This window comes from Corynebacterium sp. MSK012, assembly GCF_030232435.1.
Classification (GTDB): domain Bacteria; phylum Actinomycetota; class Actinomycetes; order Mycobacteriales; family Mycobacteriaceae; genus Corynebacterium; species Corynebacterium jeikeium_D.
The window spans coordinates 1-25,676 of record NZ_JASPJU010000012.1 but is presented as its reverse complement, the minus strand read 5'-3'; the positions used below and the strand labels follow the sequence as shown (position 1 = coordinate 25,676).

The following is a 25,676-nucleotide window of genomic DNA, read 5'->3' as shown; positions in this document are numbered from 1 at the left end:
GGTTATGAGCGCACCAATTATTGCCCCGTCCATTCTCGCTGCTGACTTCGCTCGCCTCGACCGCGAGGTTGAGGCTGTAGCCAATGCAGATTGGCTGCATATCGACGTCATGGATGGCCACTTCGTTCCCAACCTGTCCTTCGGCGCTCCGGTGCTGGAGGCCGTAGCTGCGGTGACGGACAAGTACTTGGATGTCCATCTCATGATTGAGAACCCGGAGAAGTGGGTCGACACCTACATTAAGGCGGGGGCGAGCTCCGTTATTTTCCATGTGGAAGCCGTCGACGATGCCATCGCACTGGCACGCCACATTCGTTCCCAGGGCGTGAAGGCCGGGTTCTCGCTGCGCCCGGGTACCCCAATTGAGCCGTGGCTGGATCACCTCGCCGAATTCGACGAGGTGCTGGTCATGAGTGTCGAACCCGGTTTCGGGGGCCAGTCCTTTATGCCGGATCAGCTAACCAAGGTCGAGAAGCTGCGTCAGCGCATTGATGCCGAAGGTCTGGATACTCTGATCGAGATTGACGGTGGTATCTCCGCCAAGACCATCGAATCCGCTGCCGCCGCCGGTTGCGACGCCTTCGTTGCAGGGTCGGCCGTATTCGGCGCTGAGGATCGTGCGGCGGCTGTCGATGAGCTGCGCGCATTGGCCACTACTGCTGCAACTAAGTAGACGGCGGTGAAGCACGGTGGCACAGTTTCCGGATCTCGTCTCCGCACAGCCGCTGACTGACGCTCAAGCTATGGCATTGGCCATAGAAGCCGGCCAGCGAGTTCGGGGCACCACCTATCCCAATCCACCGATTGGTTGCGTCATCCTCGATACCGCAGGGATTGCGGTAGGAGTGGCCGGAACTGAGCCGGTAGGTGGCCGACACGCAGAGCCACAAGCATTGGAAATGGCGGGGGCACGAGCTCAGGGCGGTACTGCAGTGGTCACACTAGAGCCGTGCAATCATATCGGCCGTACACCACCGTGCACCGAGGCACTTGCGGCAGCCGGAGTTTCCCGCGTCATATTTGCGGTCGCCGATCCTAATCCCGTGGCCGCTGGCGGCAGCGAGTGGTTGCGATACAAGGGAATCGACGTGGTCGAGGAGTTCCAACGCAATCGTGTGGCGGATGGCTATCTGCGTCCATGGTTACACTGGCAGCGCACTCGGCGCCCACACATCACGCTGAAGACGGCGGGCACGCTGGATGGTTTCGCCGCCGCTACCGACCGCACCTCGCAGTGGATTACGGGGGAGCAGGCGCGGGCACGGGTACATATCGATCGTGCACGTCGGCAAGCGATTGTCGTCGGAACGGGAACAGTGCTCGCTGACAATCCGCGATTGACCGCGCGCACACCAGACGGCGAGGAGCTGTCAACGCAACCCCTGCGCATCGTGATCGGCACCTCGGAGGTCGCCGCCGATGCGAATATCCGCGGCGATAACTTCCGCCACATTCGCACTCACGATGTGGAAGTGGCGCTGGAGACAATGGCGGATATGGGACTTATTGACGTGCTGGTAGAAGGCGGCCCACGGCTCGCCAGCGCTTTCTTAGAAGCCGATGCTGTCGACGCGATTGAGTCTTACATTGCCCCGGCGTTTCTCAGAGCTGGTCTGCCGGTGACATCGGCCAACCATGAGACCACCATCACTGACATCTCGCGCTTTCGTACCGTCGCGGTCGAGACTCTGGGGGATGACATTTTGATTACGGCTCTCCGCAGTGGCAAAGATCGCGGGTAGACCGGCTAGAGTTAATTTTGTAAAAATCTTTCAATTTATAACAAACGGTAAAGGATTTTCCTGACCACTATGTTTACGGGAATTGTTGAGGAACTCGGCGAAATTCGCGAAATCCACCGCGAAGCCGATTCCATTACTCTGACCATTCGCGCGACCACCGTGCTTGACGACGTGCACCACGGTGATTCCATTGCTGTCAATGGCGTTTGTTTGACCGTCGTGGAGTTTGGCGATGATTTCTTTACCGCTGATCTCATGCAAGAGACTCTGGTTAGGTCGAGCCTCGGCCAGGTTGAGGTCGACTCCAAGGTCAACCTCGAACGTGCAACCGCAGTCGGTCAACGCCTCGGCGGCCATATCGTGCAGGGACATGTCGATGGCACCGGCGAGGTTATTTCGCGCACGCCAGGGGAGCGCTGGGAAGTAGTGCGGATTTCGCTGCCGGAGCATCTCTCCAAGTATGTCGTGGAAAAGGGCTCAATTGCCGTGGATGGTACTTCGTTGACCGTCTCTGCAGTAGGCGAGGGGTTCTTTGAGGTCAGCCTGATACCGACGACGCTGACGGACTCCGTTATTGGTTCGACCGCGGTAGGCGCCAAGGTCAATTTGGAAGTCGATGTGCTAGCCAAGTACGTCGAGAAAATGTTGGAAAGATAAGCTACAAGACTGTGATTAAGTTCGATTCTGTAGAGCGGGCCATTGCGGACATCGCAGCCGGTAAGGCCGTGGTCGTCGTCGACGATGAAGATCGTGAGAACGAGGGCGACATCATCTTCGCCGCCGAGAAGGCAACGCCTGAACTTGTTGCCTTTATGGTTCGCTATTCCTCTGGTTACATCTGCGCGCCGCTGACCGCCGAGGACTGCGAGCGTCTGAATTTGCCACCGATGGTGTCAGAGAATGAGGATGCCCGCGGTACCGCATACACAGTGACCGTGGATGCCAACACCGGTACGACCGGTATTTCCGCCACAGATCGTGCGAACACCATTCGTACTCTCGCTGACCCCACGTCGAGCCCGCACGATTTCACCCGACCAGGACACGTGGTCCCGTTGCGAGCTCGCGATGGTGGCGTCCTCGTCCGTGCCGGCCACACCGAGGCTGCGGTCGATCTCGCCCGCCTGGCAGGGCTTCGTCCTGCCGGCGTGCTGTGTGAGGTTGTCTCCGAGGAAGACCCGACCGGTATGGCGCGCGCGGAGGAACTGCGTCGCTTCTGCGACAAGCACGATTTAGCGCTGATCTCCATTGAGCAGCTGATCGAATACCGTCGCCACAACGAGCACTTGATTGAACGCGTTGTCGAAACCAAGCTGCCGACCGACTACGGCGAGTTCCGTGCCATTGGGTACCGGAGCCTTATCGACGGTGTCGAGCATGTTGCTCTCGTTGTGGGGGATGTTTCTTCCAACGATGGTCAGGACGTCCTCGTGCGTGTGCACTCCGAATGCCTCACCGGCGACGCATTGGGATCTCGCCGCTGCGACTGCGGTCAGCAGCTGCACAACTCCATGCGCATGGTTCACGAAGCGGGGCGCGGCGTCATCCTGTACATGCGCGGGCACGAAGGCCGAGGCATTGGTTTGATGCCGAAGCTGCAGGCCTACCATCTGCAAGATGAAGGCGCTGACACCGTTGATGCCAATCTCGCGCTCGGTTTGCCGTCGGATGCCCGTGAGTACGGCACTGGTGCACAGATCCTGCAGGATCTTGGAGTCACCACTATGGCGCTGCTGACGAACAATCCGACCAAGCGTGCCGGCCTAGGTGGTTATGGACTGGAGATGAGCCGCCGGGTACCGGTGCCAGTTGAGGTCAACGAGGATAACTTGAAATACTTGTTGACAAAGCGCGAACGCATGGGCCATGAGCTCCCTTGGTTGGATGAGTACATGGAGACCCACGGCATTTCGACAGAAGGAGCACAGTAGATGAGTGGCGCAGGTCTTCCTGAAATTTCCGTTCCCGATTCCACTGGTGTGACCGTCGGTTTGGTCACCTCTCACTGGAACGAGGAGATTACTGGGCAGCTTCGTGGTGAAGCGCTGGCCCAGGCCGAGGAGGTCGGCGCTGTAGTTACGGATGTGACTGTCGTCGGTGCTCTGGAGATTCCGGTTGTGGTGCAACAGCTCGCCCGAACTCACGACGCCGTGGTGGCGCTGGGGTGCGTTATCCGCGGTGGTACGCCGCACTTCGACTATGTCTGCGACTCGGTGACTGAGGGCCTGACGCGGATCGCACTGGACTGTGAAACGCCAGTTGGCAATGGTGTGCTGACCTGCAACACTGAACAGCAGGCAATTGATCGTGCCGGCGGTGAGGGCGCCGCGGAGAATAAAGGTCGCGAGGCCATGGCCGCAGCGCTGCACACCGTCGCAGTGTTGAAGTCCCTTCGTGAAGGTGGAGCTGAGTAAGAATGGGTAACTCCGAACGCCACAGCAATTCGACTGCCGTCGACACCGGTAACGAAGACAAATGGCTGTTGGAAATCACCTCGCAAAAGCTGCGTCTGTGGGCGATTATCGCTGCAGTTGTGGTTTTCGCCATCCATATCTTCATGGGTATCGTGGTGGACTTTGGTAACACCGGAGCTTCGGTGACCGCTATCGACCAGCTGGCTTTCCCAATGATTGGTTTGATCATCGCCGGGGTAATCCTGCTGCTGACTCGGGTTCGCGTTCGCGTAAATGCCAGGGGTGTGGAAGTCCGCAATCTACTCAATGCGAAGTTTTACCCGTGGGTCGATATCTACGGCCTGAGTTTTCCAAAGAAGTCCCGCTGGGCTCGCTTGGAGCTGCCTGACTTTGAGTTTGTGCCGATGCTCGCGATCCAGTCGGCCGACGGCAGCCGCGTCGTGGAAGACATCCGCCGGTTCCGTGAACTTGAAGACAAGTTCATGCCGGAGGACTAACCCAAGGACACGTTTTAAGGACACCGTAAGTGACTGACCCTTCTCAGTACCGTCCCGCCCCCGGCACCATTCCCACGGAGCCGGGGGTGTACCGTTTTCTCGATTCAACCGGGCGCGTTCTCTACGTCGGCAAGGCGAAGAATCTCCGTGCGCGTTTGTCTAACTATTTCCAGGACTTAACTCGGCTTCATCCCCGCACCCGCCAGATGGTGCAGTCCGCTTCGAAGGTGACGTGGACTGTCGTCCACAATGAAGTCGAAGCGCTGCAGTTGGAGTACACCTGGATCAAGCGCTTTAATCCGCGGTTCAACGTGATGTACCGCGACGACAAGTCGTATCCGATGTTGGCCGTCAGCGTTGGAGAGCTGTACCCGCGGCTCTTTCTCTACCGAGGACCGCGCCGGAAGGGCGTGCGTTATTTCGGGCCTTATTCACACGCGTGGGCTATCCGAGAAACTCTCGACTTGCTTACACGAGTTTTCCCAGCCCGCACCTGTTCAAAGGGAGTCTTCAACCGGCAGCAAGCCCTGGGGCGGCCCTGTTTGCTCGGCTATATCGACAAATGCTCGGCGCCTTGTGTCGGCCGTGTCAGTGCCGAGGAACACCGCGAAATTGTCCGTGGTTTTACCAGCTTCATGTCGGGAAATACGGGCCCGGTCACGAGGCGCTTAAAGAAGGAAATGGAGGAAGCTGCCGGCGAGTTAGACTTCGAGCGCGCCGCTAGTCTGCGCGACAACCTCGCTGCCATCGACAAGGTCATGGAGCGGCAGTCAGTCGTGCTTTCCGACGCCGCCGATGCCGACTTTATTGCGCTAGCAACCGACGAACTGGAAGCGGCCGTGCAGATTTTCCATGTTCGGGCGGGACGTATTTACGGTCAGCGCGGCTGGGTAGTGGAGAAGTCCGGCGAGTACGCGACTACGGAGTTTCGAGAGGGAGAGACTGACCCCAGCTTGGGTGGGCTGCTAACGCAGTTCCTGACACAGTTCTATGGCGACGCCGCCAAGCACGCGGATGTCGACGGCGATGAATCAACCACTGCCGCCCAGGTTGTGCCACGCGAAATTCTCGTTCAGGCCACGCCCGACGATCTTGACGAGGTTACTGCATTTTTGGCCGATATTCGTGGCACCAATGTAGATATTCGCGTCCCACAACGCGGTGACAAGCGGACGCTCATGGAGACCGTGCAGAAAAATGCAGCTGAAGCGCTACGCCAGCACAAGCTAAAGCGAAGTGGAGATCTAACTACTCGATCGCAGGCTCTCTCCGAACTCCAGGACGCGCTATTTATGGATGAAGCGCCGCTGCGCATCGAGTGCACTGACATCTCGCATATTCAGGGCACCGATGTGGTGGCCTCGTTGGTGGTCTTCGAGGATGGATTGCCCAAGAAGTCCGACTACCGTCGCTACCGAATCAAAGATGCAGCAGGTGACGGTCGCTCGGACGACGTCGGTTCTATCGCTGAGGTGGTGCGCCGTCGTTTTCTGCGCCATAACGAGGACAAGCTCGCCATGCCCGATGATGCAAGCGAGATGTTCGTCGAAGAGACGACTGATGCCGTCGATGAGCAGTCGCGGAGTAACCGCAAGTTTGCCTACCCGCCACAGTTGTTCATCGTCGACGGTGGTGCACCGCAGGTCGCAGCCGCACAGGCGGTCCTCGATGAACTCGGGGTCACCGATGTGACGTTGGTGGGAATTGCCAAGCGCTTAGAAGAGCTGTGGATTCCCGACGATGATGAGCCGCTTATTCTGCCGCGTAATTCGGAAGCGATGTACCTAATCCAGCGAATTCGTGATGAGGCGCACCGCTTTGCCATTAATTATCACCGTCAGCAGCGATCTAAACGCATGCGCTCGTCGGTGCTTGATGGCATTAAGGGGCTGGGGCCAGCACGCCGCAGTGAGTTGGTCAAGCACTTTGGTTCCGTTGCGGCGCTGAAGAAGGCCAGCGTCGAGCAGATCGAAGAAGTGGCTGGTTTCGGGCCGATGCTCGCGAAAACTGTTTACGATTACCTCCATCCAGACGAGAAGTCGTCAGAGCCAAACTCGGATGTCGGTCCGGGAGAGTAGGCGTAGAAGTAGGTAAACAAGTGGCTAAAACCGCACTTGAAACAGTGCTAGGGGGTTTACTTCCGCTAGTAAAACCGAGAGCGGTTGGGCGAAATTGTATTAGAGTGATGGCATGATTACTTCGGGTTATTCCCCTCAGGCTGAAAAGTCACTTGTGTTGATTACCGGCATGTCCGGTTCCGGACGCAATACGGCCGCCAGCGTCTTGGAGGAGATGGGCTGGTATGTCGCAGACAACCTGCCCCCGGAGTTGATTATGCGCATGGTCGAGTTGTCGTTTGAAGCGGACTCTCCAGTAGAGCGCCTCGCTATCGTCACCGACGTGCGCTCGCGCGCGTTCGCCGGCAGTTTGGGGGAGGTGCTCGACGGACTCCGCAATGAGGGGCGCCAGCCCTATGTCATCTTCTTTGATGCCAACGACGACACCCTCATCGCCCGCTACGACTCTGTCCGCCGCACCCATCCGCTGCAGGAAAATGGCACGCTTTCACAGGGTATTGCCGCTGAACGTCAGATGTTGCTGCCAATAAAGGGCATGTCGGATTTAGTAGTGGATACTTCTGACATGAGCGTGCACGATTTGCGCCGTGAGTTAGAGCATCAGTTGTCGGATACCGCTAGTAAGATTCAGCAGATCACCATCGAATCTTTTGGGTTTAAGCACGGTGCACCGCGCGATGCCGACATGCTTTTCGACGTCCGTTTTCTCCCCAATCCCTATTGGGTACCTGAGCTGCGTGCGGGCCGCGGTACCAACAAAGCCGTGGCCGACTACGTGCTGTCCCAACCTGAGTCTCAGGGGTTTTTGGACAACGTCACAAACTTGATTGAATTGGTTTTGCCCGGGTACCGCCGTGAGGGCAAGGGTTTTATGACTATCGCTGTGGGATGCACCGGAGGCCATCACCGAAGTGTGGCCATGTCGGAGGCGCTGGCTAAGAAGCTCGAGGGAGTTTCCGGGATCAACGTCAACGTCGTCCACCGCGATATTGACCGCAACTAGCGGTTTTAGTGGAGGTGTAGAAATTGACATCAATTACCAGTCTGGGTGGCGGTCATGGTCTATTTGCCACGCTGAGAGCTGACCGTCAGGTTGCGGACCATGTCACAGCGGTGGTCACAGTTGCCGACGACGGCGGATCCTCGGGTCGCCTTCGTCGTGAGCTGGGGCAGATTCCCCCTGGAGACCTTCGCATGGCACTCGCCGCGCTTTCCGCAGATACGGAAAAAGGCGATCTGTGGGAAAAGACACTGCAGCACCGCTTTGGCGGAACTGGCGCACTGGCAGGGCATGCGATTGGCAATCTGATTATCGCTGGCCTCACCAGTGTGATGGGAAATGAAGTCGACGCGCTTGACGAAATTGGCCGGTTGCTGCAAATCCGGGGTCGAGTCGTGCCCATGTCGCCGATCCCGCTAGAGATTGAGGCCGAAGTCGTTGGCTTGGAGCAGGATGCTCGCGTTGTGCGCCAGGTCCGTGGCCAGGTCGCAGTGGCCACGACACCTGGCCAGGTGCGCCGAATCCGGCTGATTCCTGAGACTCCGCCGGCATCCGAGGAGGCCATTGAAGCTATCCTCAATGCCGATTTGGTGACGCTGGGTCCGGGTTCGTGGTTTACTTCGGTTCTGCCACATCTTCAGGTGCCCGGGCTGCGGGATGCTCTGCAAGAAACCAATGCCACAACCGTCGTGGTGCTGAATCTTGTCGCCGAGCCGGGGGAGACCGCCGGTTTTTCTTCCGAACGGCACATCCATATGCTCACGCAGCATGCACCTAACTTGAAGCTCAATTACGTGCTTGTCGACGACAACACGCCGCTCGCGGATACCGAACGAGAATACCTGCAGCGAGCGGCGGATAGCCTAGACGCGCAGGTTGTCTTCGCCGATGTGCAAGAAGTTGATGACCACGGAGCTCTGACGGGTCGGCATTCGCCGGAGAAACTAGCTGTCGCACTTCGTCAGTTCCTCTAAAGCGTCCGGCCAGTCGAGGGTTTTAATGCATTCTCCTGCGAGGATGCAATAGACAATCAACTAATTGCCACTCGATTGGTACCGGATACTATCCTTGAGGTTTATTGCTAAAGCTCAAATGGGGTTAATTTTACCTAAATTAACCAGGCCCAAACCCAGCTCGCACACATGAAATGAGGATGGACAGCATCGTGGCATTGACGGCGAAGGTCAAAGACGAACTAGCCCGCGTGTCAGTTTCGCAGGAAAGCGCTCAGGCAGCGGAGATTTCGACCCTGTTCCGCTTCGCAGGAGGACTCCACCTGGTGGCAGGTTCGATTGTGCTGGAGGCTGAGTTGGATTCCGGCGCTGTCGCACGCCGCCTGCGCTCCATGCTGGCCGAACTCTACGATGTCAAAGCCAGCCTCAATGTCTTGTCTCCCGGTGGCTTGCGAAAGACCTCGAAGTACATCGTGCGGGTAACCGATGGCGCGGAACTCGTCGTTAGGCAAACTGGCCTGATCGACTCTGCAGGACGTCCCGTACGTGGGCTACCACGCAAGCTGATCATGGGACAGAAGATCGATCAAGAAGCTGCATGGCGGGGTGCCTTTTTGGCACATGGTTCACTGACTGAGCCGGGGCGTTCCTCAGCTTTGGAAGTCACTGCTCCTTCTGCTGAAGCGGCACTCGCATTGGTGGGATGTGCTCGTAGGCTCGGAATTACGGCTAAGAGCAAGGAGAATAAATCCCGCGGTGGCGATCGCGTAATCATCCGGGAGGGCGATGCAATCGGTGCGCTGCTGACGCGAATGGGAGCCCAGACTACTCGCCTGCAGTGGGAAGAACAGCGTATGCGTCGTGAAGTGCGAGCGACGGCCACTCGTTTGGCAAACTTCGACGATGCCAACCTGCGGCGCTCGGCTCGTGCGGCCGTTATTGCAGCAGCGCGAGTAGAGCGTGCTTTAGAGATTCTCGGTGACGATGTACCAGACCATTTGGTGTCTGCAGGACAGCTGCGCATCGAGCACAAGCAGGCTTCATTGGAAGAACTTGGGCAGCTGGCCAATCCGCCAATGACCAAGGACGCCGTCGCAGGACGCATCCGCCGTTTGCTCTCCATGGCAGACAAAAGAGCAAACGAACTCGGAATTCCCCCCACAACTGCAGTCGTTACAGACGAACTTTTTGACAAAGAAGTTGACGAGTAAAGCACCTGTTATGCCTAGTCAGGTGCGTAATTTTTGATAAATCTCCGTTTATTTGGGATTTTCGCACCAAACCACCGCTGCGCGAATGAAAAACCCAACGTACACTTCTGTAGTGAACCTGTTGGAGCGCAATCAGCGCCCTGACAAGTGGCATCGATTCGCCAATCCATTAAGGAGATTATTGTGACGGTTCGTGTAGGTATTAACGGTTTTGGTCGCATTGGCCGCAACTTCTTCCGCTCCCTGCTCGCTGCGGGCGCTGACCTGGAAGTCGTTGCTGTAAACGACCTCACTGATAACAAGACCCTGGCTCACCTGCTCAAGTACGACTCCATCATGGGCAAGCTTGACGCAGAGGTCACCTACGACGATGAGTCCCTCACCGTCAACGGCAAGCGCATCGCGGCATACGCTGAGCGTGACCCGAAGGACCTGCCGTGGGGCAAGCACGAGGTCGACATCGTCATTGAGTCCACCGGTTTCTTCACCGATGCCAACGCTGCCAAGGCTCACATCGAGGCTGGCGCCAAGAAGGTCATCATCTCCGCTCCGGCTAAGAACGAAGACGCAACCTTCGTTGTCGGTGTCAACCACACTGACTACGACCCGGAGAAGCACAACATCATTTCGAACGCTTCTTGCACCACCAACTGCCTGGCTCCGATGGCTAAGGTCCTGGACGACAAGTTCGGCATCGAGCGCGGTCTCATGACCACCATCCACGCATACACCGGTGACCAGCGTCTGCACGACGCTCCGCACAAGGACCTGCGTCGCGCCCGCGCTGCTGCTCTGAACATTGTTCCGACCTCCACCGGTGCTGCAAAGGCAGTCGCTCTGGTTCTGCCGCAGCTCAAGGGTCTGCTGGACGGCTACGCACTGCGTGTTCCGACTCCGACCGGCTCTGTCACCGACCTGACCTTCACTGCGAAGAGCGAGGTCACCGTCGAGTCCGTTAATGCTGCCATCAAGGAAGCTGCTGAGGGCGAGCTCAAGGGTGTTCTGGGCTACAACGAGGACCCAATCGTTTCCAAGGACATCGAGGGCGACCCGCGTTCCTCTATCTTCGACGCACCGCTGACCAAGGTCATCGGCGATCAGGTCAAGGTTGTCTCCTGGTACGACAACGAGTGGGGCTACTCCAACCGCCTCGTCGACCTGGCTGTCTACGTCGGTGAGCGCCTCTAATAACTCACCTGGTTAATCCCAGACCCCGAACGGGCCGGGGTGGTTGTGCCTGAGTAGGGCACGCCACCCACGGCCCGTTTTTTACACACTTTCACAAGGATTTCATTGAGATGACTGTTAAGACTGTCAAAGACCTGATCAACGAAGGTATTGAAGGCCGTTACGTCCTCGTCCGCTCCGACTTTAACGTTCCGTTGAAGGACGGCGTTATCACCGATCCGGGTCGAATCGATGCTTCGCTGCCCACCCTGTCCGCGCTTGTCGAGGCCGGCGCCAAGGTCGTTGTTATGGCTCACCTGGGTCGCCCGAAGGGCGAGGTTAAGTCCGAGTTCTCCCTGGCCCCGGTCGCTGAGGCGCTGTCTGAGCGCCTGGAGCAGTACGTCGCGCTCGCCGGTGATGTCTCCGGTGAGGACGCGCACGAGCGCGCTAATGGCCTGACCGAGGGCGATGTACTCTTGTTGGAGAACGTCCGCTTCGATCCGCGCGAGACCTCCAAGGACGAGGCAGAGCGCGCCGAGTTCGCAGCCGAGCTGGCTGCACTTGTTCCGGACGGAGCATTTGTTTCTGACGGTTTCGGTGTTGTTCACCGCGCCCAGGCTTCCGTCTTCGACATCGCTAAGAAGCTGCCGCACTACGCCGGCAATCTGGTTCAGGCTGAGCTTGAGGTTCTGCGCAAGGTTGCAGAGACCCCGGAGAAGCCGTACACCGTCGTGCTCGGCGGTTCCAAGGTTTCCGACAAGCTGGGCGTTATTGAGGCTCTCGCGCCGAAGGTTGACTCCCTGGTCATCGGCGGCGGCATGTGCTTCACCTTCCTGGCTGCCAAGGGCTACGCCGTTGGCGCATCCCTGCTGCAGGAAGAGATGATTGACACCTGTAAGGATCTCCTGGACCGCTACGGCGATAAGATCGTTCTGCCAACCGACGTAGTTGTGGCTGACAAGTTCGCTGCAGACGCTGAAAACAAGGTGGTAGACGCCACCGAGATTCCGGAAGGCTGGATGGGCCTGGACATCGGACCGGCTTCCGCCGAGGCATTCGGCAAGGTGCTCGCTGAGTCCAAGACTGTGTTCTGGAACGGCCCGATGGGCGTGTTCGAGATGGAGGCTTTCGCAGCTGGCACCCGCGAGGTTGCACAGGCCATCATCGATGCCACCACTAACAACGGTTGCTTCTCCGTCGTCGGTGGCGGCGACTCCGCAGCGGCAGTACGTACTCTGGGGTTGAACGAGGACGGCTTCAGCCACATCTCCACCGGTGGTGGCGCTTCGCTGGAGTTCCTCGAGGGTAAGACTCTGCCGGGCGTCTCCGTCCTGGAAGACTAAGATTTTTCCACCACCGGATTTTCATCGCTTAAAAATCCGCTAATTGATAGGGAAGTGAATTCCACCACTATGGCACGTACACCATTTATTGCTGGTAACTGGAAGATGAACCTGAACCATCTCGAGGCTATCGGTGTGGTGCAGAAACTCGCGTTCGCTCTGCCGAAGGAGTACTACGACAAGGTTGACGTCGCTGTCATCCCGCCGTTTACCGACCTGCGTTCGGTCCAGACTCTGGTTGAGGGCGATAAGCTCGGCGTCACTTACGGCGCGCAGGATGTCTCAGTCCACGAGTCCGGCGCTTACACCGGCGAGATTTCCGCATCGATGCTGGCAAAGCTCGGCTGCACCTGGGTCGTCGTTGGTCACTCCGAGCGTCGCGATATGCACGCAGAGGACGACGAGCTGGTCGCAAAGAAGGCCAAGGCAGCACTGCGCGAGGGCATGAACCCAATCGTCTGTGTCGGCGAGCCGCTGGAGGTCCGAGAGGTCGAAGAGCACGTCGAGTACGTTGTCTCTCAGGTCAAGGGCTCCCTGGCTAACCTGACCAACGCTGAGCTGGCCAAGACTGTCATCGCTTACGAGCCGGTCTGGGCTATCGGCACCGGTAAGGTCGCATCGGCTGCAGACGCTCAGGAAGTCTGTGCAGCTATCCGCGAGACCATCGCTGAAATTGCGGACGAGAACATCGCAAAGGAAATGCGCATCCTCTACGGTGGTTCCGTCAAGGCCGAGAACGTCGCTGAGATCGTCGGCAAGCCCGACGTCGACGGCGGCCTCGTCGGTGGCGCTTCGCTCGACGGTGAAGCATTCGCGAAGCTCTGCGCACTTGCTGCAGATGCCGCCCAGAACGCCTAAGTGCATATAAATTCAGAACAACTGATAAGATAGGCGCCATGCGCGACCCCGGATTGGTTTTATTGATTCTCATAAAACCGATTCGGGGTTATTGCCTTTAGGCGGACTCAATCCAGGCACACCGACTGGCAATAATTCAGCGCAATACATTTCCCGAGGCTTTCCACTTGGAATGCCCGGCAATTTTCAAAGGACGTGCTCAATGAACGAACAAGTACATGGTGACACTGACCGACACACTGCAAGCAATGAGCAATCCTCATCGACCGCTACCGCGAAGCAGCAGGACTTGCTCTGGGAGGATATTCGCCACCTGGGTCGAATTCTTGGGCAGGTAATCCGCGAGCAAGAGGGTGACGAGGTCTTTAACCTGGTCGAAAATGCTCGCCGTGCAGCCTTCGAACTCCATCGTGGCGATGGCGACATCGAGAAGCTCACCGGCCTCTTCCGCGATATTGACCCTGCCGAGGCAAGCCCTGTCATCCGTGCTTTCACGCACTTCGCACTTTTGGCTAACCTCGCTGAGGATTTGCACGAGGAGCTGGGCATCGAGGCATCTCTCGATGCTGGCGATCCACCGCAGGACTCCACTCTGGAGGCAACATGGCAGAAGCTTCGCGACGCCAAGGTTTCCAGCAGCGCCATTGCGGACATGATGGACCACATTGAGGTCGTCCCGGTTCTGACCGCACACCCAACGGAAACTCGTCGTCGCACAGTGTTCGATGTGCAGAAGCACATCACGGCCGCAATGCGGCGCCGCCACGAGATTCAGGCGGCCCCGATGAATGCGCGCACCGCGGACCGACTCGCTGAGATTGATGCCGATATCCGCCGCCGTATCCTGACGCTGTGGCAAACGGCCCTCATTCGCATGAACCGCCCGGATATTCGCGACGAGGTCGAGGTTGGTCTTCGCTACTACCAGCTTTCTCTGCTGGAAGCTGTGCCACAGATTAACCGAGACGTCGTCAAGCACTTGCGTCAGCTCGGCGGAAACAAGTTGCCGGCTTACCCAACGATTCGCATGGGCTCGTGGATTGGCGGTGACCACGACGGCAACCCATACGTGACAGAGGAAACGCTGCGCTATGCCTCCGATAGGGCGGCGGGTACGATCCTGCGTCACTATTTCTCGCAGCTGCACCTGCTGGAGCGCGAGCTCAGTCTCAGCGACCGCCTGACCAAGGTCACCGTGGATCTGGTCGCTCTGGCCAGCCGCGGCCACAATGACGTACCTAACCGCGAAGATGAGCCGTACCGTCGTGCGGTTCACGGTATCCGCGGTCGCGTGGCGGCAACAGCGGTGAACTTCTTCGACGAGTCCATCATCGAGGGCGACTGGTCGGAATTCACTCCGTATGACAGCGCCGAGGAGCTACTTGAAGAGCTCTCGATTATCGACGACTCACTGCGGTCCAGCCACGATGACCTCATCGCCGATCACCGCCTGCGCGATCTGATTGATTCAGTCGAAGTATTTGGTTTCCACCTGTACTCGATTGATATCCGCCAGAATTCGGACTCTCATGAGGAAATCCTCACCGAGCTGTTCTCCGCTGCCGGTGTGGTGGACAACTACGCGGGATTGAAGGAAGCTGACAAGGTCGAGCTGCTGACCAAGGAACTGCAGTCCTCCCGTCCGCTGGTTTCGACTTCCGCAGATCTTTCCGAAGCTACGGCTCGCGAGCTAGGCATTATGCGTGCGGCATCCCGTGCGGTGCGCAAGTACGGACACGACGCGGTACCGCACTGCATCATTTCGATGTGTACATCGGTCTCCGACCTGCTGGAGCCGATGATTCTGCTCAAGGAAGTCGGTCTGATTCGCCCGAATGGCTCCCAGCCGACCGGTTCTGTTGACGTCATTCCGCTGTTCGAAACCATCGAAGACCTGCAGGCTGGTGCCGACGTGCTGCGTGCTGCGTGGGACATTCCGGTCTACCGCGCATACGTGTCCGCACGCGGAGATCTGCAGGAAGTCATGCTTGGCTACTCCGACTCCAACAAGGACGGCGGGTACTTCGCTGCAAACTGGGCGCTTTACGACGCGGAGGTCGCAATCGTGGCAGCCGCGAAGGACAACGACATTCGCCTGCGTCTCTTCCACGGCCGCGGAGGTACCGTTGGCCGTGGTGGCGGACCGTCCTACGAGGCAATTCTGGCGCAGCCGTCGGGTGCAGTCCAGGGGTCGGTGCGTATCACCGAGCAGGGCGAGATTATCTCTGCCAAGTACGGTCACCCTGCAGCGGCACGCAGGAACCTCGCCGCACTTGTTTCGGCAACGATTGAGTCGACTCTGCTCGACGTCGATGACCTGAAGAACCCAGCTCGCGCCCACGAGATTATGTCGGAGATTTCCGACATGTCTCGCGAGGCCTACTCGAAGCTCATGCACGAGGACCCGGGCTTTATTGACTTCTTCACGTCGTCGACCCCGGTCGATGAGATCGGCAGCCTGAACATCGGTTCGCGTCCGACCTCACGCAAGCAGACCCAGACCATTTCTGACCTGCGCGCAATTCCCTGGGTACTGTCCTGGTCGCAGCAGCGTTCTATGGTGCCGGGCTGGTTTGGTGTCGGCTCTGCACTGCAGGAGTGGATCGGCGAGGACGAAGACGGTTCCCGCCTGGCTGAGCTCCGTCAGCTCAACGAGATTTGGCCGTTCTTCAATTCGGTGCTGTCGAACATGGCGCAGGTCATGTCCAAGGCTGACCTCAACCTTGCGCGCGCCTACGCTAGCCTGTGCCAAGATAAGGCCGACGGTGAGCGCATCTACGGCATCATCAAGGCAGAGTTCGACCTGACTTTGGAGATGTTCCTGAAGGTAACCGGGTACAAGCACCTGCTGGAGGACAACCCGCTGCTCAGGCGCTCGGTGGACATGCGCTTCCCGTACCTTATGCCGCTGAACATCATCCAGCTGGAGATGCTGCGTCGCTACCGTGCCGGCGATAATCGCGACAAGGTGCGTCGGGGCATTCAGCTGACCATGAATGGTTTGGCAACTGCACTGCGCAACTCCGGCTAGGAATTCGCCTAGGGATACGGCTAGGGATACCTAGCCAGCGGAGCAATTGCGCTAGTATAGTTGGAGTTCTTAAAGAAGCGACGTTTCAAAAGGAAGTGCGCGTGTACCTCGCCATTCAGATTGTCCTGGTCATCACATCCATCCTGATGACGCTGTTTATCCTGCTCCACAAGGGTAAGGGTGGCGGACTGTCCAGCCTCTTTGGTGGCGGCATGCAGTCGAATCTGTCCGGTTCGACTGTGGTGGAGAAGAACCTTGACCGCGTCACTATTGTGACCGTGATTATCTGGTTGCTCTGCATTGTCCTGTTGCTGCTGTTCAATACTTTCGGCTGGTAGGTTCCGCACGCAGCACGCCCCACCGCAGGCCTTTAAGGGCTCTTCGGAATTTTGGGTGTAGATGGGTTTGGTGATCGGGGTGTGTTGAAGTGGTCGGACGCGATTGATAGAGTAAGCCCGGACTCATTACGGAAGTTGGAAATCCCACATGCTCAAAAGCTGGCTGTTACTGATCGGGGCGGTTGTTGCCGAGGCGCTTGGCACCATGTGCCTGCGTGCAGCCGTTGATCAACCGCTCTATGCCATCGGGGTGGTCATCGGATACATCATTGCTTTCACCCTCTTGGGACTCGCCCTGGGAAGAGGTATTCCAATCGGCATTGCCTATGGAATTTGGGCAGCAGCCGGAGTTGCCCTGGTCGCGGTTCTGGGTGCCGTGTTATTCCATGAAACGCTCAGCTTAACGGCGATCATCGGCATTGTCACCATCATGGCCGGCGTCTTCATTGTCCAAACCGGCCAGCGCGATCCAGGCAAAGCTGAGGTGTTGGAATCATGAGCTGGCTGTTTCTGTCCTTTTCGATCGTTTCTGAAATTATCGCTACCCTGAGTCTGCGTGCTTCGGATGGCTTTCGGAAGAAAATCTGGATCCTGCCACTCGTGGTGTTCTACGGGCTCGCTTTCTTTTTCTTAGCGGTTACTATCTCCTACGGCATGCCGGTGGCCATTGCCTACGGCATCTGGTCAGCTATCGGTGTCGCGCTCATCGCAGTGCTGGCGCGGATCATCTGGAAAGAGCCGTTAACCCCGCGCATGATCTTGGGACTGGTGCTGATCATGGCGGGGGTGGTGCTCGTCGAACTGGGGTAAGCGCTATTGGGCCCGAGCGGCGCGAACCTGCTGCTGGATAGTCTCCATGACCGAAGCATCGGCCAAGGTTGTGGTATCACCAATCTCGCGGTCTTCGGCGAGATCTTTGAGCAGACGGCGCATAATCTTACCCGAGCGGGTCTTGGGGAGGTCAGTGACCACGGTGATTGATCGCGGTGTCGCAATCGGTCCGATCGCGGCACGAACATGATCACGCAGGACCCCGACGGCGTCGTCGAGTTGCTGAGCGCTTTCGCGCAGAATCACAAACGCCTCGATCGCCTGCCCGGTGGTTTCATCTTGGGCCCCGACCACAGCGGCCTCAGCAACCATCGCATGGGCGACCAACGCCGATTCAATTTCTGCCGTCGACATCCGGTGCCCGGAAACATTGAGCACATCATCGACCCGGCCCAGGACCCAAATATCGCCGTCCTTATCGAATTTCGCGCCGTCACCGGCAAAATATACGCCAGGGTACTGTGACCAGTAGGTTTTCTGATACCGTTCCTCATCGCCCCACAGGGTGCGCAGCATGCCGGGCCACGGTTCGGTGATCACCAGATAGCCACCGTTGCCGGGTTCTACCGGAACGCCGGCTTCGTCATAGATATCGGCCGTAATGCCGGGCAGGGCGCGCATCGCGGCCCCGGGTTTCGTGGCGGTCACCCCGGGTAGCGGGCTGATCAGAATATGGCCGTTTTCGGTCTGCCACCAGGTGTCCACGATCGGTGCGTTATTGCCCCCGATGTGCTCGCGGTACCACATCCACGCTTCGGGGTTGATCGGTTCACCCACGCTGCCCAACAACCGCAGCGACGACAGGTCATATTCGGCCGGGATATCGCGACCCCAGCGCATGAACGTACGGATACTGGTGGGCGCACAGTACAGAATCGTCACGCCGTATTTCTGCACGATCTCCCACCAGCGCCCCCGATGCGGAGTATCCGGGGTGCCCTCATACAGCACCGAGGTGGTCGCATTGGCCAGCGGCCCGTAGACGATATAGGAGTGCCCGGTGACCCAGCCGATATCGGCGGCCGTCCAGTAGATATCGGTTTCGGGTTTGATATCAAAAACCGCCCAGTGGGTGTAGGAAACCCCCACGAGATATCCGGCTCTTCGGAATTTTGGGTGTAGATGGGTTTGGTGATCGGGGTGTGTTGAAGGCGTAAAAAGAGTCGAGGTCTTCCGAAGATGGAAGTGACGAAACCACACATCTGAAGAAAGACCTCGACATGCACCAGCTTACCTTCTCGCGCCCAGATCTTGATGCCTTTTGCCTGCTGAGCAATTCCGGCGTCACCGTGACCGGTCAACACGTCACCGCCGAGCAAGCCGTGCTGGAATGTCGAGTCGTGGAGGCCGATCAGTTCTGTCGGCATTGCGGTGCTGAAGCCACAGTGCGAGGCAGTGTGGTGCGCAAAGTCACGCATGTGCCGGTGGGTTGGCGGCCCACCCACTTGCATGTGCGGTTACGCCGCTACCGGTGCGATACCTGTGCCCGTGTCTGGCAACAAGACACCACATCCGTGGTGGCTCCGGAGGCCAAACTCTCGCATGCTGCCGCGTTGTGGGCGTTGAAATCGGTAGTCATCGACCGGTTATCCATTGCCCGGGTGGCGGCCAATCTGGGCGTGTCCTGGCATACCGCCAACGACGCGGTGCTGACCACGGGTCGGCGGTTGCTCATTGACGATCCCAACCGGCTCAATGGGGTCAGAGTGTTGGGGGTCGATGAGCACGTGTGGCGCCACACCCGCTGGGGTAACCGGTATGTCACCGTGGTCATCGATTTGACCCCCGTGGCAGACCGCACAGGCCCGGCACGGTTATTGGATATGGTCCCGGGCCGGTCCAAACAAACCTTCATCACCTGGTTAGAAGCGCAAACCAGCGCGTTTCGGGCCGGCATTGAGATCGTGGCCATGGATGGGTTCACCGGGTATAAAACCGCAGCAGCTGAAACCCTGCCTGAGGCCACCACGGTCATGGATCCCTTCCATGTGGTGGCCCTGGCCGGTCAGGCCGTGGATAAGGTTCGACAACGCATCCAACAAGCCACCCTGAGCCGGCGTGGTCGCAACGGAGACCCATTGTATGGGATCCGCAAAGTGCTAAAAACCGGCAAAGAGTATCTGACCGAACAACAACAAGCCCGCCGGGATGCCGTGTTTGCCAACCCGGACCATGCCCCGGTCAAGACCACCTATGACATCTACCAAAAGATTGTCGCCGCCTACCGCAACCCCAACAAGAAGCAAGCCAAAAAACGGTTCCGCAAACTCATTGCTTCCATCAGCCACGGGGTCCCCAACACGCTCAAAGAGCTGCAGACGTTGGGCCGGACGATGAAACGCCGGGCTGATGACATCTTGGCCTACTTCGATCATATCGGCACCAGCAACGGTCCCACCGAAGCCATCAACGGCAGAATCGAACACCTGCGCGGTACCGCCCTAGGCTTCCGCAACCTCACCCACTACATCACCAGAGCACTGCTGGACACCGGCGGATTCCGAACCAAAATACACTCATTTTTACGATGAGCCCCTTTAAGCAATAAAAATTCCCGTCGATAGCATTTCGCTTATCGACGGGAATTTGCTGTTTCTGGGCTGTTAGCGGTGAAGCGGAAGCCTAGAGCTGCGCAGCCGCAGCATCGTCAACAAAGACAACGGTTTCCTGAACACCGCGAACCCCGGCCGCCGGCCACTGCGCTGGGTCGTCCTGCTGAGCGATAGCTGCAATTGCCTCAGCCTTTTCGCCGCCCGCTACAAGTAGCCACACACGCTGAGAGCTGGCGATGGCCGGCATCGTCAGCGTGATGCGGGTCGGCGGTGGCTTCGGGCAGTTATGCACGTCCACGACCAAGCGTTCCTGCTCAGCCAGCGCTGCGGTATGTGGGAAAATCGAGTTGATGTGTCCCTCTCCGCCCATACCAAGAAGGTGAAGGTCAAAGCCATTTGGAGCCATCTCCCGAACGATAGCTTCGTAGCTTTCGGCGGCCTCCGTGGTGGTCACGCCGCTGTCGGCAGCGGCAAACTCGAAGATGTTTTCCTCCGGCACGCCGACAGGGGACAAGAGACGCTTACGAGCAGCCAACGCATTGCGATCTGCCGAGTCGGCAGCGACAAAACGTTCATCTCCGAAGAACACCAGGACTCGGTTCCAGTCGATGTCTCCGGAATCGTCGGCAAGCGCACTGAGAAAAGCGGTACCCGCGCCGCCACCGGTGAGAACGACGCGTACGAAACCGTCATCGGTGACCGGAGAGGCGTTGCCATGTAGGACGGCGACAACCGCATCGATGAAGCGCTGACGTGCAGCCTCGACGATACCCGCCTGGTCAGCGGCGCGGTGGAACTGAGGGGCAGGGACGGTATTCGACGCGTTATCGGTGGTCACTTGTCAGAGACTCCTGGTTCGTTAGCGAAGCTAGTTGTTGTGGACGTCGGAGGTTGCATTCCCACCGTGTGAATCTGGCTGAGGCCACGCAGGGCACGTCCGTAGGCAGTATCGTGGTCGAGGTGACGCAGCTCCTCTGCCAAACATTCGGAGCGTGTTGGACGCGATACTGCAACCTTGAACGGGGGCTTTTCTCCGTTGGTGACCGATGCAGTGGTGGCGCTTTCAATATCGATGCGCAAAGTCTGGCCATTTTCACGCTCAAAGGCGACGGAGGTCACCGGTGGCTTGGCGCGGCCCTTTTCGTCCACCGGAATCTTCTTCTCACCGGTGGAGTAACGGTTGACCGGCAGCCCCAGGCGATCTGCCAACCATCCAGCGGCGACCTCGACCGATGGCGAGTCCTGTGGGCCGTAGATGGACACGGAGGTCACCGGCGAGTGCGGCGGCAAGTCGAAAGCGGATGCCAACACACCGCGCCAGTTCGTCAGCCGCGACCAGCTCAGGTCGGAATCGCCGGGCGTGTAGCCCGTACGGCGCGTGTAGATAGCGTTGCTATTCGGGTCACAGAGTGAATCGGTGATACGGCGCTGGGCAATTCGGCCGATTGGTGTCGCCGCTGGGACTTGCGGCGCCTCAGAAGGCCACCACGCCACGACCGGCGTATCCGGCAGCAGCAGGGGAGTCACCACAGAGCTGTGGTGCTGACCAATCTCTCCGGACATGTGCATAACGACGATCTCAGCGGCACCGGCATCACCACCGACGCGGAGCTCCGCGTCAAGGCGATTGTCCAGGCCTGGATCATCGGAGACCAATACCAGCACACGGGATGGGTGCTCGCGGGAAACGGAGTTGACCGTGGAAATAATGTTTTCCAGGTCGTCTTCGCTTTTGGCCAAAACAATCAGGGTGAGGACACGGCCCGTGGTAACGATGCCGCCCTGCTCTCGAAGCTGCACCAACTGACGAGCAATGCTCGCGGTGTCAGTGTCTGGCAAATTGACAATCATGAAAGTGTTCTTTCTGTCAGAAAATTCTTAAGAACTGAGAGGTCGGCGGCCTATGGCCGTCGCCAAGCGCGACCGTCGCGCTCGAGCATGTGGTCAGCGGAGGAAGGCCCCCACGAACCTGCGGGGTAGCCCTCGGGACGACCGCGCTTGGCCCAGTACTCGATGATGGGGTCAAGAATCTTCCAGGACAGCTCGACTTCCTCGTTGGTGGGGAAGAGGCTGGCCTCGTCGAGAAGCGCATCCAGAATCAGGCGCTCGTAGGCCTCTGGCGACTGCTCGGTAAACACCTCGGAGTAGGAGAAGTCCATGTTGACATCGCGCACCTCCATGGCCGAGCCCGGGACCTTCGAGCCGAAGCGCATGAGCACGCCTTCGTCTGGCTGAACACGGATGACCATTGCGTTCTGGCCGAGAGCGGCAGTCATTGTCTCTGCGAAGGGAAGGTGAGGTGCGGACTTAAAGACCAGCGCAATTTCAGTGACGCGGCGGCCGAGGCGCTTGCCGGTGCGCAGGTAGAAGGGGACACCGGCCCAGCGACGGGAGTTGATCTGCAGCGTACAGGCGGCGTAGGTCTCGGTCGTGGATTCGGGGTCGAAGCCTTCCTCATCGCGCAGCCCTGGCACGAAGTTGCTGCCCTGCCAATCCGCCGTGTACTGGCCACGAGCGGTGTATTTCGAAAACGGACGCACTGGCTCGACGGCACGCAGAACCTTGATCTTTTCCGCTTGCAGCTCTTCCGGGGTAAAGGCGATGGGCTCTTCCATTGCCACCAGCGCCAGGAGCTGGAGTAGGTGGTTCTGAATCACGTCACGAGCTGCACCGATACCATCGTAGTAGCCGGCGCGACCGCCCAAACCGATATCCTCGGCCATGGTGATTTGAACGTGGTCAATGTAGTGAGAATTCCACATCGGATCGAACAACTGGTTGGCAAAACGCATGGCCAGAATGTTCTGGACGGTTTCCTTGCCCAGGTAGTGGTCGATGCGGAACACAGCGTCTTCTGGGAAGACCGAGTTCACAATCCGGTTGAGTTCCTGAGCGGAGGCCAGGTCGTGTCCGAATGGCTTCTCAATAATCACGCGACGCCAATAATCCTCGCCCGACTGCGCCAGCCCCGAACGATCGAGCTGATGACAGACATCGGGGAAGTTAGCTGGCGGAATGGACAGGTAGTAGGCCCAGTTGCCAGCGGTGCCGCGGGAGCGATCGAGCTCCTCAAGTTGTGCGGCCAGGCGATCGAAGGCCTCGTCATCGGTGAAGGTACCGGTGACAAAGTGAATGCCCTCAGCCAGGCGCTGCCAGACACTCTCACGGAAGTCTGTGCGGGCGCCCTGTTCCACTGCGGTGCGCACATAATCCTCAAAGTCCTGTTTCGACCATTCGCGACGACCGTAGCCAACTAACGCGAAGGAGGCAGGCAGTAGACCGCGGTTGGCCAGATCATAGATGGCAGGCAGAAGCTTCTTTCGGGCCAGATCGCCCGTCACTCCGAAAATCACCATGCCACCCGGGCCGGCAATACGCGGCAGGCGTTTATCCTGCGGGTCGCGCAGCGGGTTGATGTATCCGTCGTGGTTGGTGCTGTCGTCTCCGTTGTGCGGAGAGCTGGCAGTAGGGGAGTTCGAATCGTTGCGTTGCAGAGAATCACTCACGGTTTACATAATGTCATATCGAGAAAAGTCCGGTGGAATCGTTTCCGATTCCTCCGATGGGGCCTTGACGGACCCCTTTCTTCTGCCATAGGTTTATGACCTAGGTGGTATACCCATAAACCACGGAGGTGGATATGCAGGCGAAGGAGGCGGACCCTCGGCCCATCTACGTCCAGATCGCCGAGGATCTGAAATCAATGATTTTGTCCGGGGAGCTCTCGGCTGAGGATCGTGCCCCTTCAACCAAGGAGCTCTCGGAGTTCTATCAGGTCAACCCAACCACGGCCGCCAAGGCCATGACGGAACTGTCGATGGTGGGGCTTGTGGAGAAGAAAAGAGGACTCGGCATGTTTGTCACTCCAGATGCCCGTGAGCGCATTCGCGCTGAGCGTCGTGAAGCGTTCCAGCGCACCTACATCGAGCCATTAAAAGTGGAGGCCGGCATTCTCGGCCTCACGCTCCACGACATCATCGCCATGCTGGAGGAGGAGAAATGAGCATCTACGGCGTGATTGGCCCCAACGGCGCCGGCAAGACTTACTACCTGCGTACCCTCGCGCAGATGCCTACGGCGGCCCTGGCGAAGGCTGCACCCGACACCCAGGTCTTCGGTGCCACCCCGCGCGAATATTTCCAGATCCTGCGCACCGGCTGGGATCAGCTCGATGTGCCCCACGCGGAGTCCCTCCTCGATTTCCCCGCTGACACCCCTATCAAAAAGCTCAGCCTGGGCCAGCGCCAGCTGCTTATCGCCGCTGCCACCCTGGCATCGGGCAAGGAAGCATTGCTTTTCGACGAGCCCTTCAACGGCCTCGATGTCGAGCACCGCGCCACATTGCGCGGCATGCTTATCGACTCGGCCGAATCGGCCAACCTTGTGGTCACCTCGCAGCACTCCCAGGATCTAGCCGGCCTAGTCGACACCTTGATTGTCATCCACAAGCAGGATGCGTACGGGCCCTATGACGTCGATAAGCTGCGCGCTAGCCATCCGGTGCTGCGCGGCCCTACGGATCTCGTGGCGCAGGTGGCCGGCCCAGTGCTCGCTAAGAAAACCCTCGGCGAGCGCTGCGAGGCAATCCTGTCTACAGAGCTCAGTTCGTCTGCCGCTGCGCATGCCCGCGCCCTCGGCGTTGAGGTGAGCTACCTCGACCCCGCGGCCCTCATCGACCTCGCAAGCACCTCCTCCTACATCGAACGGAGCAAGAAATGAGCACCGGAGCTTTCATCGCGACCAACAAGAAAACCTTCCTCGGTGTTGCCGCCGTGGCCATCCTGTACTCGGCCTTCGGGCGCATGCTCGTAGGCAGCGGAACCGGCAACACCTTGCTTGGCATTATCGCGCTGGGCATCCTCTTCCTCATCACAGCCCGGCGTTCGGTCACCCTGCGTGACTACGGCGTGAGCATCGCCCGCTGGGTACGCTCCGCAATCATCGCAATCTTGGGCACATCGTTGGTGGCTACCGCCTTCATCGTCACGGCGATGGTCATCGAACAGAACAAGTCCGGTTACTACCGCGGATTCGATAGCTTCATTGTCACCTCCGGACCGGCCCTGTTTCCGGACACTAACGGGGAGCTGTACATGATTGAGGATTCCGGGCAGAACTACACCACAGTTCTGCTCACCGCGCTGTGCGTCTTCTTGAGCTGCCTCATGGCTACCGTGGCGAGCACCGCAGTCGGCACCGTCGCCGGCGCGAAGGGCACTCGTGCAGGATCGATCACCATTGGCCTGGCCCTGGTCACGCTCTTCCTCTTCAGCTATCTGCTGGACGTGACCGACTCCGTACCGGGCGCCCCCTGGCCGGCTGTGCCGATCTTTGCCTCAATCATCACCGTAATTTCTGCGTTCGTGATGGCCTGGGCATTAAAGGAAGAGAAACGCCCGCTGCCCACTGTGCGCCCCGCCTTCGCCGCGTCCTAGCTCCATCAAAAAAGCTCCCCTGCGCGGGGAGCTTTTTCATGTCCAACGTTGAAAATGCGGGTTAAGTAACACAACAGGCGAACCGAAACTGACAACCCCAAAAGTTACGGGCTGCAGATGTGAAACTGTGCAAGTTTATGACACCTTCAGGCTATTTTTCGGGCGGTAGGTTCAGGCGGTGAATGCATCACCACTTTCGACCAGGAGAAGTAGTGAAGCAAACCCG

General features: G+C 58.6%; 24 protein-coding genes and 1 pseudogene. 21 read left to right on the top strand and 4 right to left on the bottom strand.

What is annotated here, in order from left to right; genetic code table 11:
* Nucleotides 1-4: 4 nt before the first annotated feature.
* The 17 genes from rpe to QP977_RS09070 all read left to right on the top strand — a co-directional run bounded on the left by rpe (nt 5) and on the right by QP977_RS09070 (nt 17,442).
* Nucleotides 5-673 carry a ribulose-phosphate 3-epimerase gene (gene rpe, locus QP977_RS09150; RefSeq protein WP_069358698.1) on the top strand — a complete coding sequence of 223 codons (669 nt, stop codon included), beginning with the start codon at nt 5-7 and terminating at the stop codon, nt 671-673.
* Nucleotides 674-689: 16 nt separating this feature from the next.
* Complete coding sequence (gene ribD, locus QP977_RS09145; protein ID WP_070653100.1) at nt 690-1,742, top strand: bifunctional diaminohydroxyphosphoribosylaminopyrimidine deaminase/5-amino-6-(5-phosphoribosylamino)uracil reductase RibD; 1,053 nt, start codon at nt 690-692, stop codon at nt 1,740-1,742.
* Nucleotides 1,743-1,811: 69 nt separating this feature from the next.
* Nucleotides 1,812-2,399 (top strand): riboflavin synthase, encoded by a 588-nt coding sequence (locus QP977_RS09140; protein WP_070653097.1) that lies wholly within the window; start codon nt 1,812-1,814, stop codon nt 2,397-2,399.
* Nucleotides 2,400-2,410: 11 nt separating this feature from the next.
* The gene (locus QP977_RS09135) at nt 2,411-3,673 is read left to right on the top strand and encodes a bifunctional 3,4-dihydroxy-2-butanone-4-phosphate synthase/GTP cyclohydrolase II (protein WP_016422725.1); all 1,263 of its coding nucleotides are present in this window, start codon (nt 2,411-2,413) and stop codon (nt 3,671-3,673) included.
* The gene (gene ribH / locus QP977_RS09130; protein ID WP_070653096.1) at nt 3,674-4,156 is read left to right on the top strand and encodes a 6,7-dimethyl-8-ribityllumazine synthase; all 483 of its coding nucleotides are present in this window, start codon (nt 3,674-3,676) and stop codon (nt 4,154-4,156) included. It abuts the gene before it with no gap.
* Between the two features lie 2 nt (nt 4,157-4,158).
* Nucleotides 4,159-4,653, top strand: coding sequence for a PH domain-containing protein (locus QP977_RS09125; protein WP_070653095.1), 495 nt, complete (start codon nt 4,159-4,161; stop codon nt 4,651-4,653).
* A gap of 29 nt (nt 4,654-4,682) precedes the next feature.
* Nucleotides 4,683-6,731: an excinuclease ABC subunit UvrC gene (gene uvrC / locus QP977_RS09120; RefSeq protein WP_070604564.1), complete on the top strand. Its 2,049-nt coding sequence runs from the start codon at nt 4,683-4,685 to the stop codon at nt 6,729-6,731.
* A gap of 112 nt (nt 6,732-6,843) precedes the next feature.
* On the top strand, nt 6,844-7,734 hold the full coding sequence (rapZ, locus tag QP977_RS09115; RefSeq protein ID WP_005510809.1) for an RNase adapter RapZ: 891 nt from the start codon (nt 6,844-6,846) through the stop codon (nt 7,732-7,734).
* 23 nt (nt 7,735-7,757) lie between these two features.
* The gene (locus QP977_RS09110; protein WP_048731879.1) at nt 7,758-8,705 is read left to right on the top strand and encodes a gluconeogenesis factor YvcK family protein; all 948 of its coding nucleotides are present in this window, start codon (nt 7,758-7,760) and stop codon (nt 8,703-8,705) included.
* Nucleotides 8,706-8,896: 191 nt separating this feature from the next.
* Complete coding sequence (whiA, locus tag QP977_RS09105; protein WP_048731892.1) at nt 8,897-9,895, top strand: DNA-binding protein WhiA; 999 nt, start codon at nt 8,897-8,899, stop codon at nt 9,893-9,895.
* A 183-nt stretch (nt 9,896-10,078) separates the two neighbouring features.
* Nucleotides 10,079-11,083 carry a type I glyceraldehyde-3-phosphate dehydrogenase gene (gene gap / locus QP977_RS09100; RefSeq protein WP_048731894.1) on the top strand — a complete coding sequence of 335 codons (1,005 nt, stop codon included), beginning with the start codon at nt 10,079-10,081 and terminating at the stop codon, nt 11,081-11,083.
* A 110-nt stretch (nt 11,084-11,193) separates the two neighbouring features.
* A complete protein-coding gene (locus tag QP977_RS09095) occupies nt 11,194-12,405 on the top strand; it encodes a phosphoglycerate kinase (RefSeq protein WP_016422732.1) in 1,212 nt (403 codons plus the stop codon).
* A 69-nt stretch (nt 12,406-12,474) separates the two neighbouring features.
* Nucleotides 12,475-13,263, top strand: a complete 789-nt coding sequence (gene tpiA / locus QP977_RS09090; protein WP_049193719.1) for a triose-phosphate isomerase — start codon at nt 12,475-12,477, stop codon at nt 13,261-13,263.
* A gap of 202 nt (nt 13,264-13,465) precedes the next feature.
* Entirely contained in the window at nt 13,466-16,294 is a 2,829-nt protein-coding gene (ppc, locus tag QP977_RS09085) for a phosphoenolpyruvate carboxylase (RefSeq protein WP_070653094.1), read from the top strand.
* Nucleotides 16,295-16,395: 101 nt separating this feature from the next.
* Nucleotides 16,396-16,632, top strand: coding sequence for a preprotein translocase subunit SecG (secG, locus tag QP977_RS09080; RefSeq protein WP_005510775.1), 237 nt, complete (start codon nt 16,396-16,398; stop codon nt 16,630-16,632).
* A 148-nt stretch (nt 16,633-16,780) separates the two neighbouring features.
* Nucleotides 16,781-17,131 carry a DMT family transporter gene (locus QP977_RS09075; RefSeq protein WP_035757987.1) on the top strand — a complete coding sequence of 117 codons (351 nt, stop codon included), beginning with the start codon at nt 16,781-16,783 and terminating at the stop codon, nt 17,129-17,131.
* Complete coding sequence (locus QP977_RS09070) at nt 17,128-17,442, top strand: DMT family transporter (RefSeq protein ID WP_035757985.1); 315 nt, start codon at nt 17,128-17,130, stop codon at nt 17,440-17,442. The genes QP977_RS09075 and QP977_RS09070 overlap by 4 nt, the downstream gene beginning before the upstream one ends.
* 3 nt (nt 17,443-17,445) lie before the next feature.
* Here the strand turns inward: QP977_RS09070 and QP977_RS09065 are convergent.
* Nucleotides 17,446-18,561, bottom strand: a pseudogene (locus QP977_RS09065) (AMP-binding protein); the annotation flags it as partial.
* Between the two features lie 122 nt (nt 18,562-18,683).
* Here QP977_RS09065 and QP977_RS09060 point away from each other — a divergent pair.
* Nucleotides 18,684-19,994: an ISL3 family transposase gene (locus QP977_RS09060; protein ID WP_070439683.1), complete on the top strand. Its 1,311-nt coding sequence runs from the start codon at nt 18,684-18,686 to the stop codon at nt 19,992-19,994.
* Between the two features lie 91 nt (nt 19,995-20,085).
* Here the strand turns inward: QP977_RS09060 and pgl are convergent, their stop codons facing one another.
* Genes pgl through zwf form a run of 3 tightly spaced genes read right to left on the bottom strand, consistent with a single transcriptional unit; the run spans nt 20,086 to nt 23,521 of the window.
* Nucleotides 20,086-20,853: a 6-phosphogluconolactonase gene (gene pgl, locus QP977_RS09055; RefSeq protein ID WP_070653090.1), complete on the bottom strand. Its 768-nt coding sequence runs from the start codon at nt 20,851-20,853 to the stop codon at nt 20,086-20,088.
* Nucleotides 20,850-21,866: a glucose-6-phosphate dehydrogenase assembly protein OpcA gene (locus tag QP977_RS09050; RefSeq protein WP_070653088.1), complete on the bottom strand. Its 1,017-nt coding sequence runs from the start codon at nt 21,864-21,866 to the stop codon at nt 20,850-20,852. Before QP977_RS09050 ends, pgl begins: the two co-directional genes overlap by 4 nt.
* 50 nt (nt 21,867-21,916) lie before the next feature.
* Nucleotides 21,917-23,521: a glucose-6-phosphate dehydrogenase gene (gene zwf / locus QP977_RS09045; protein WP_016422737.1), complete on the bottom strand. Its 1,605-nt coding sequence runs from the start codon at nt 23,519-23,521 to the stop codon at nt 21,917-21,919.
* Nucleotides 23,522-23,655: 134 nt separating this feature from the next.
* Between zwf and QP977_RS09040 the strand changes: the two genes are divergently transcribed.
* From QP977_RS09040 to QP977_RS09030, 3 genes are read left to right on the top strand one after another with little or no spacing between them, the layout of a single operon-like run.
* Nucleotides 23,656-24,018 (top strand): GntR family transcriptional regulator, encoded by a 363-nt coding sequence (locus QP977_RS09040; protein WP_070549601.1) that lies wholly within the window; start codon nt 23,656-23,658, stop codon nt 24,016-24,018.
* Nucleotides 24,015-24,734, top strand: coding sequence for an AAA family ATPase (locus QP977_RS09035; RefSeq protein ID WP_049193710.1), 720 nt, complete (start codon nt 24,015-24,017; stop codon nt 24,732-24,734). Before QP977_RS09040 ends, QP977_RS09035 begins: the two co-directional genes overlap by 4 nt.
* Nucleotides 24,731-25,450 (top strand): hypothetical protein, encoded by a 720-nt coding sequence (locus tag QP977_RS09030; protein ID WP_284847263.1) that lies wholly within the window; start codon nt 24,731-24,733, stop codon nt 25,448-25,450. Before QP977_RS09035 ends, QP977_RS09030 begins: the two co-directional genes overlap by 4 nt.
* The last annotated feature ends 226 nt before the right edge of the window (nt 25,451-25,676 follow it).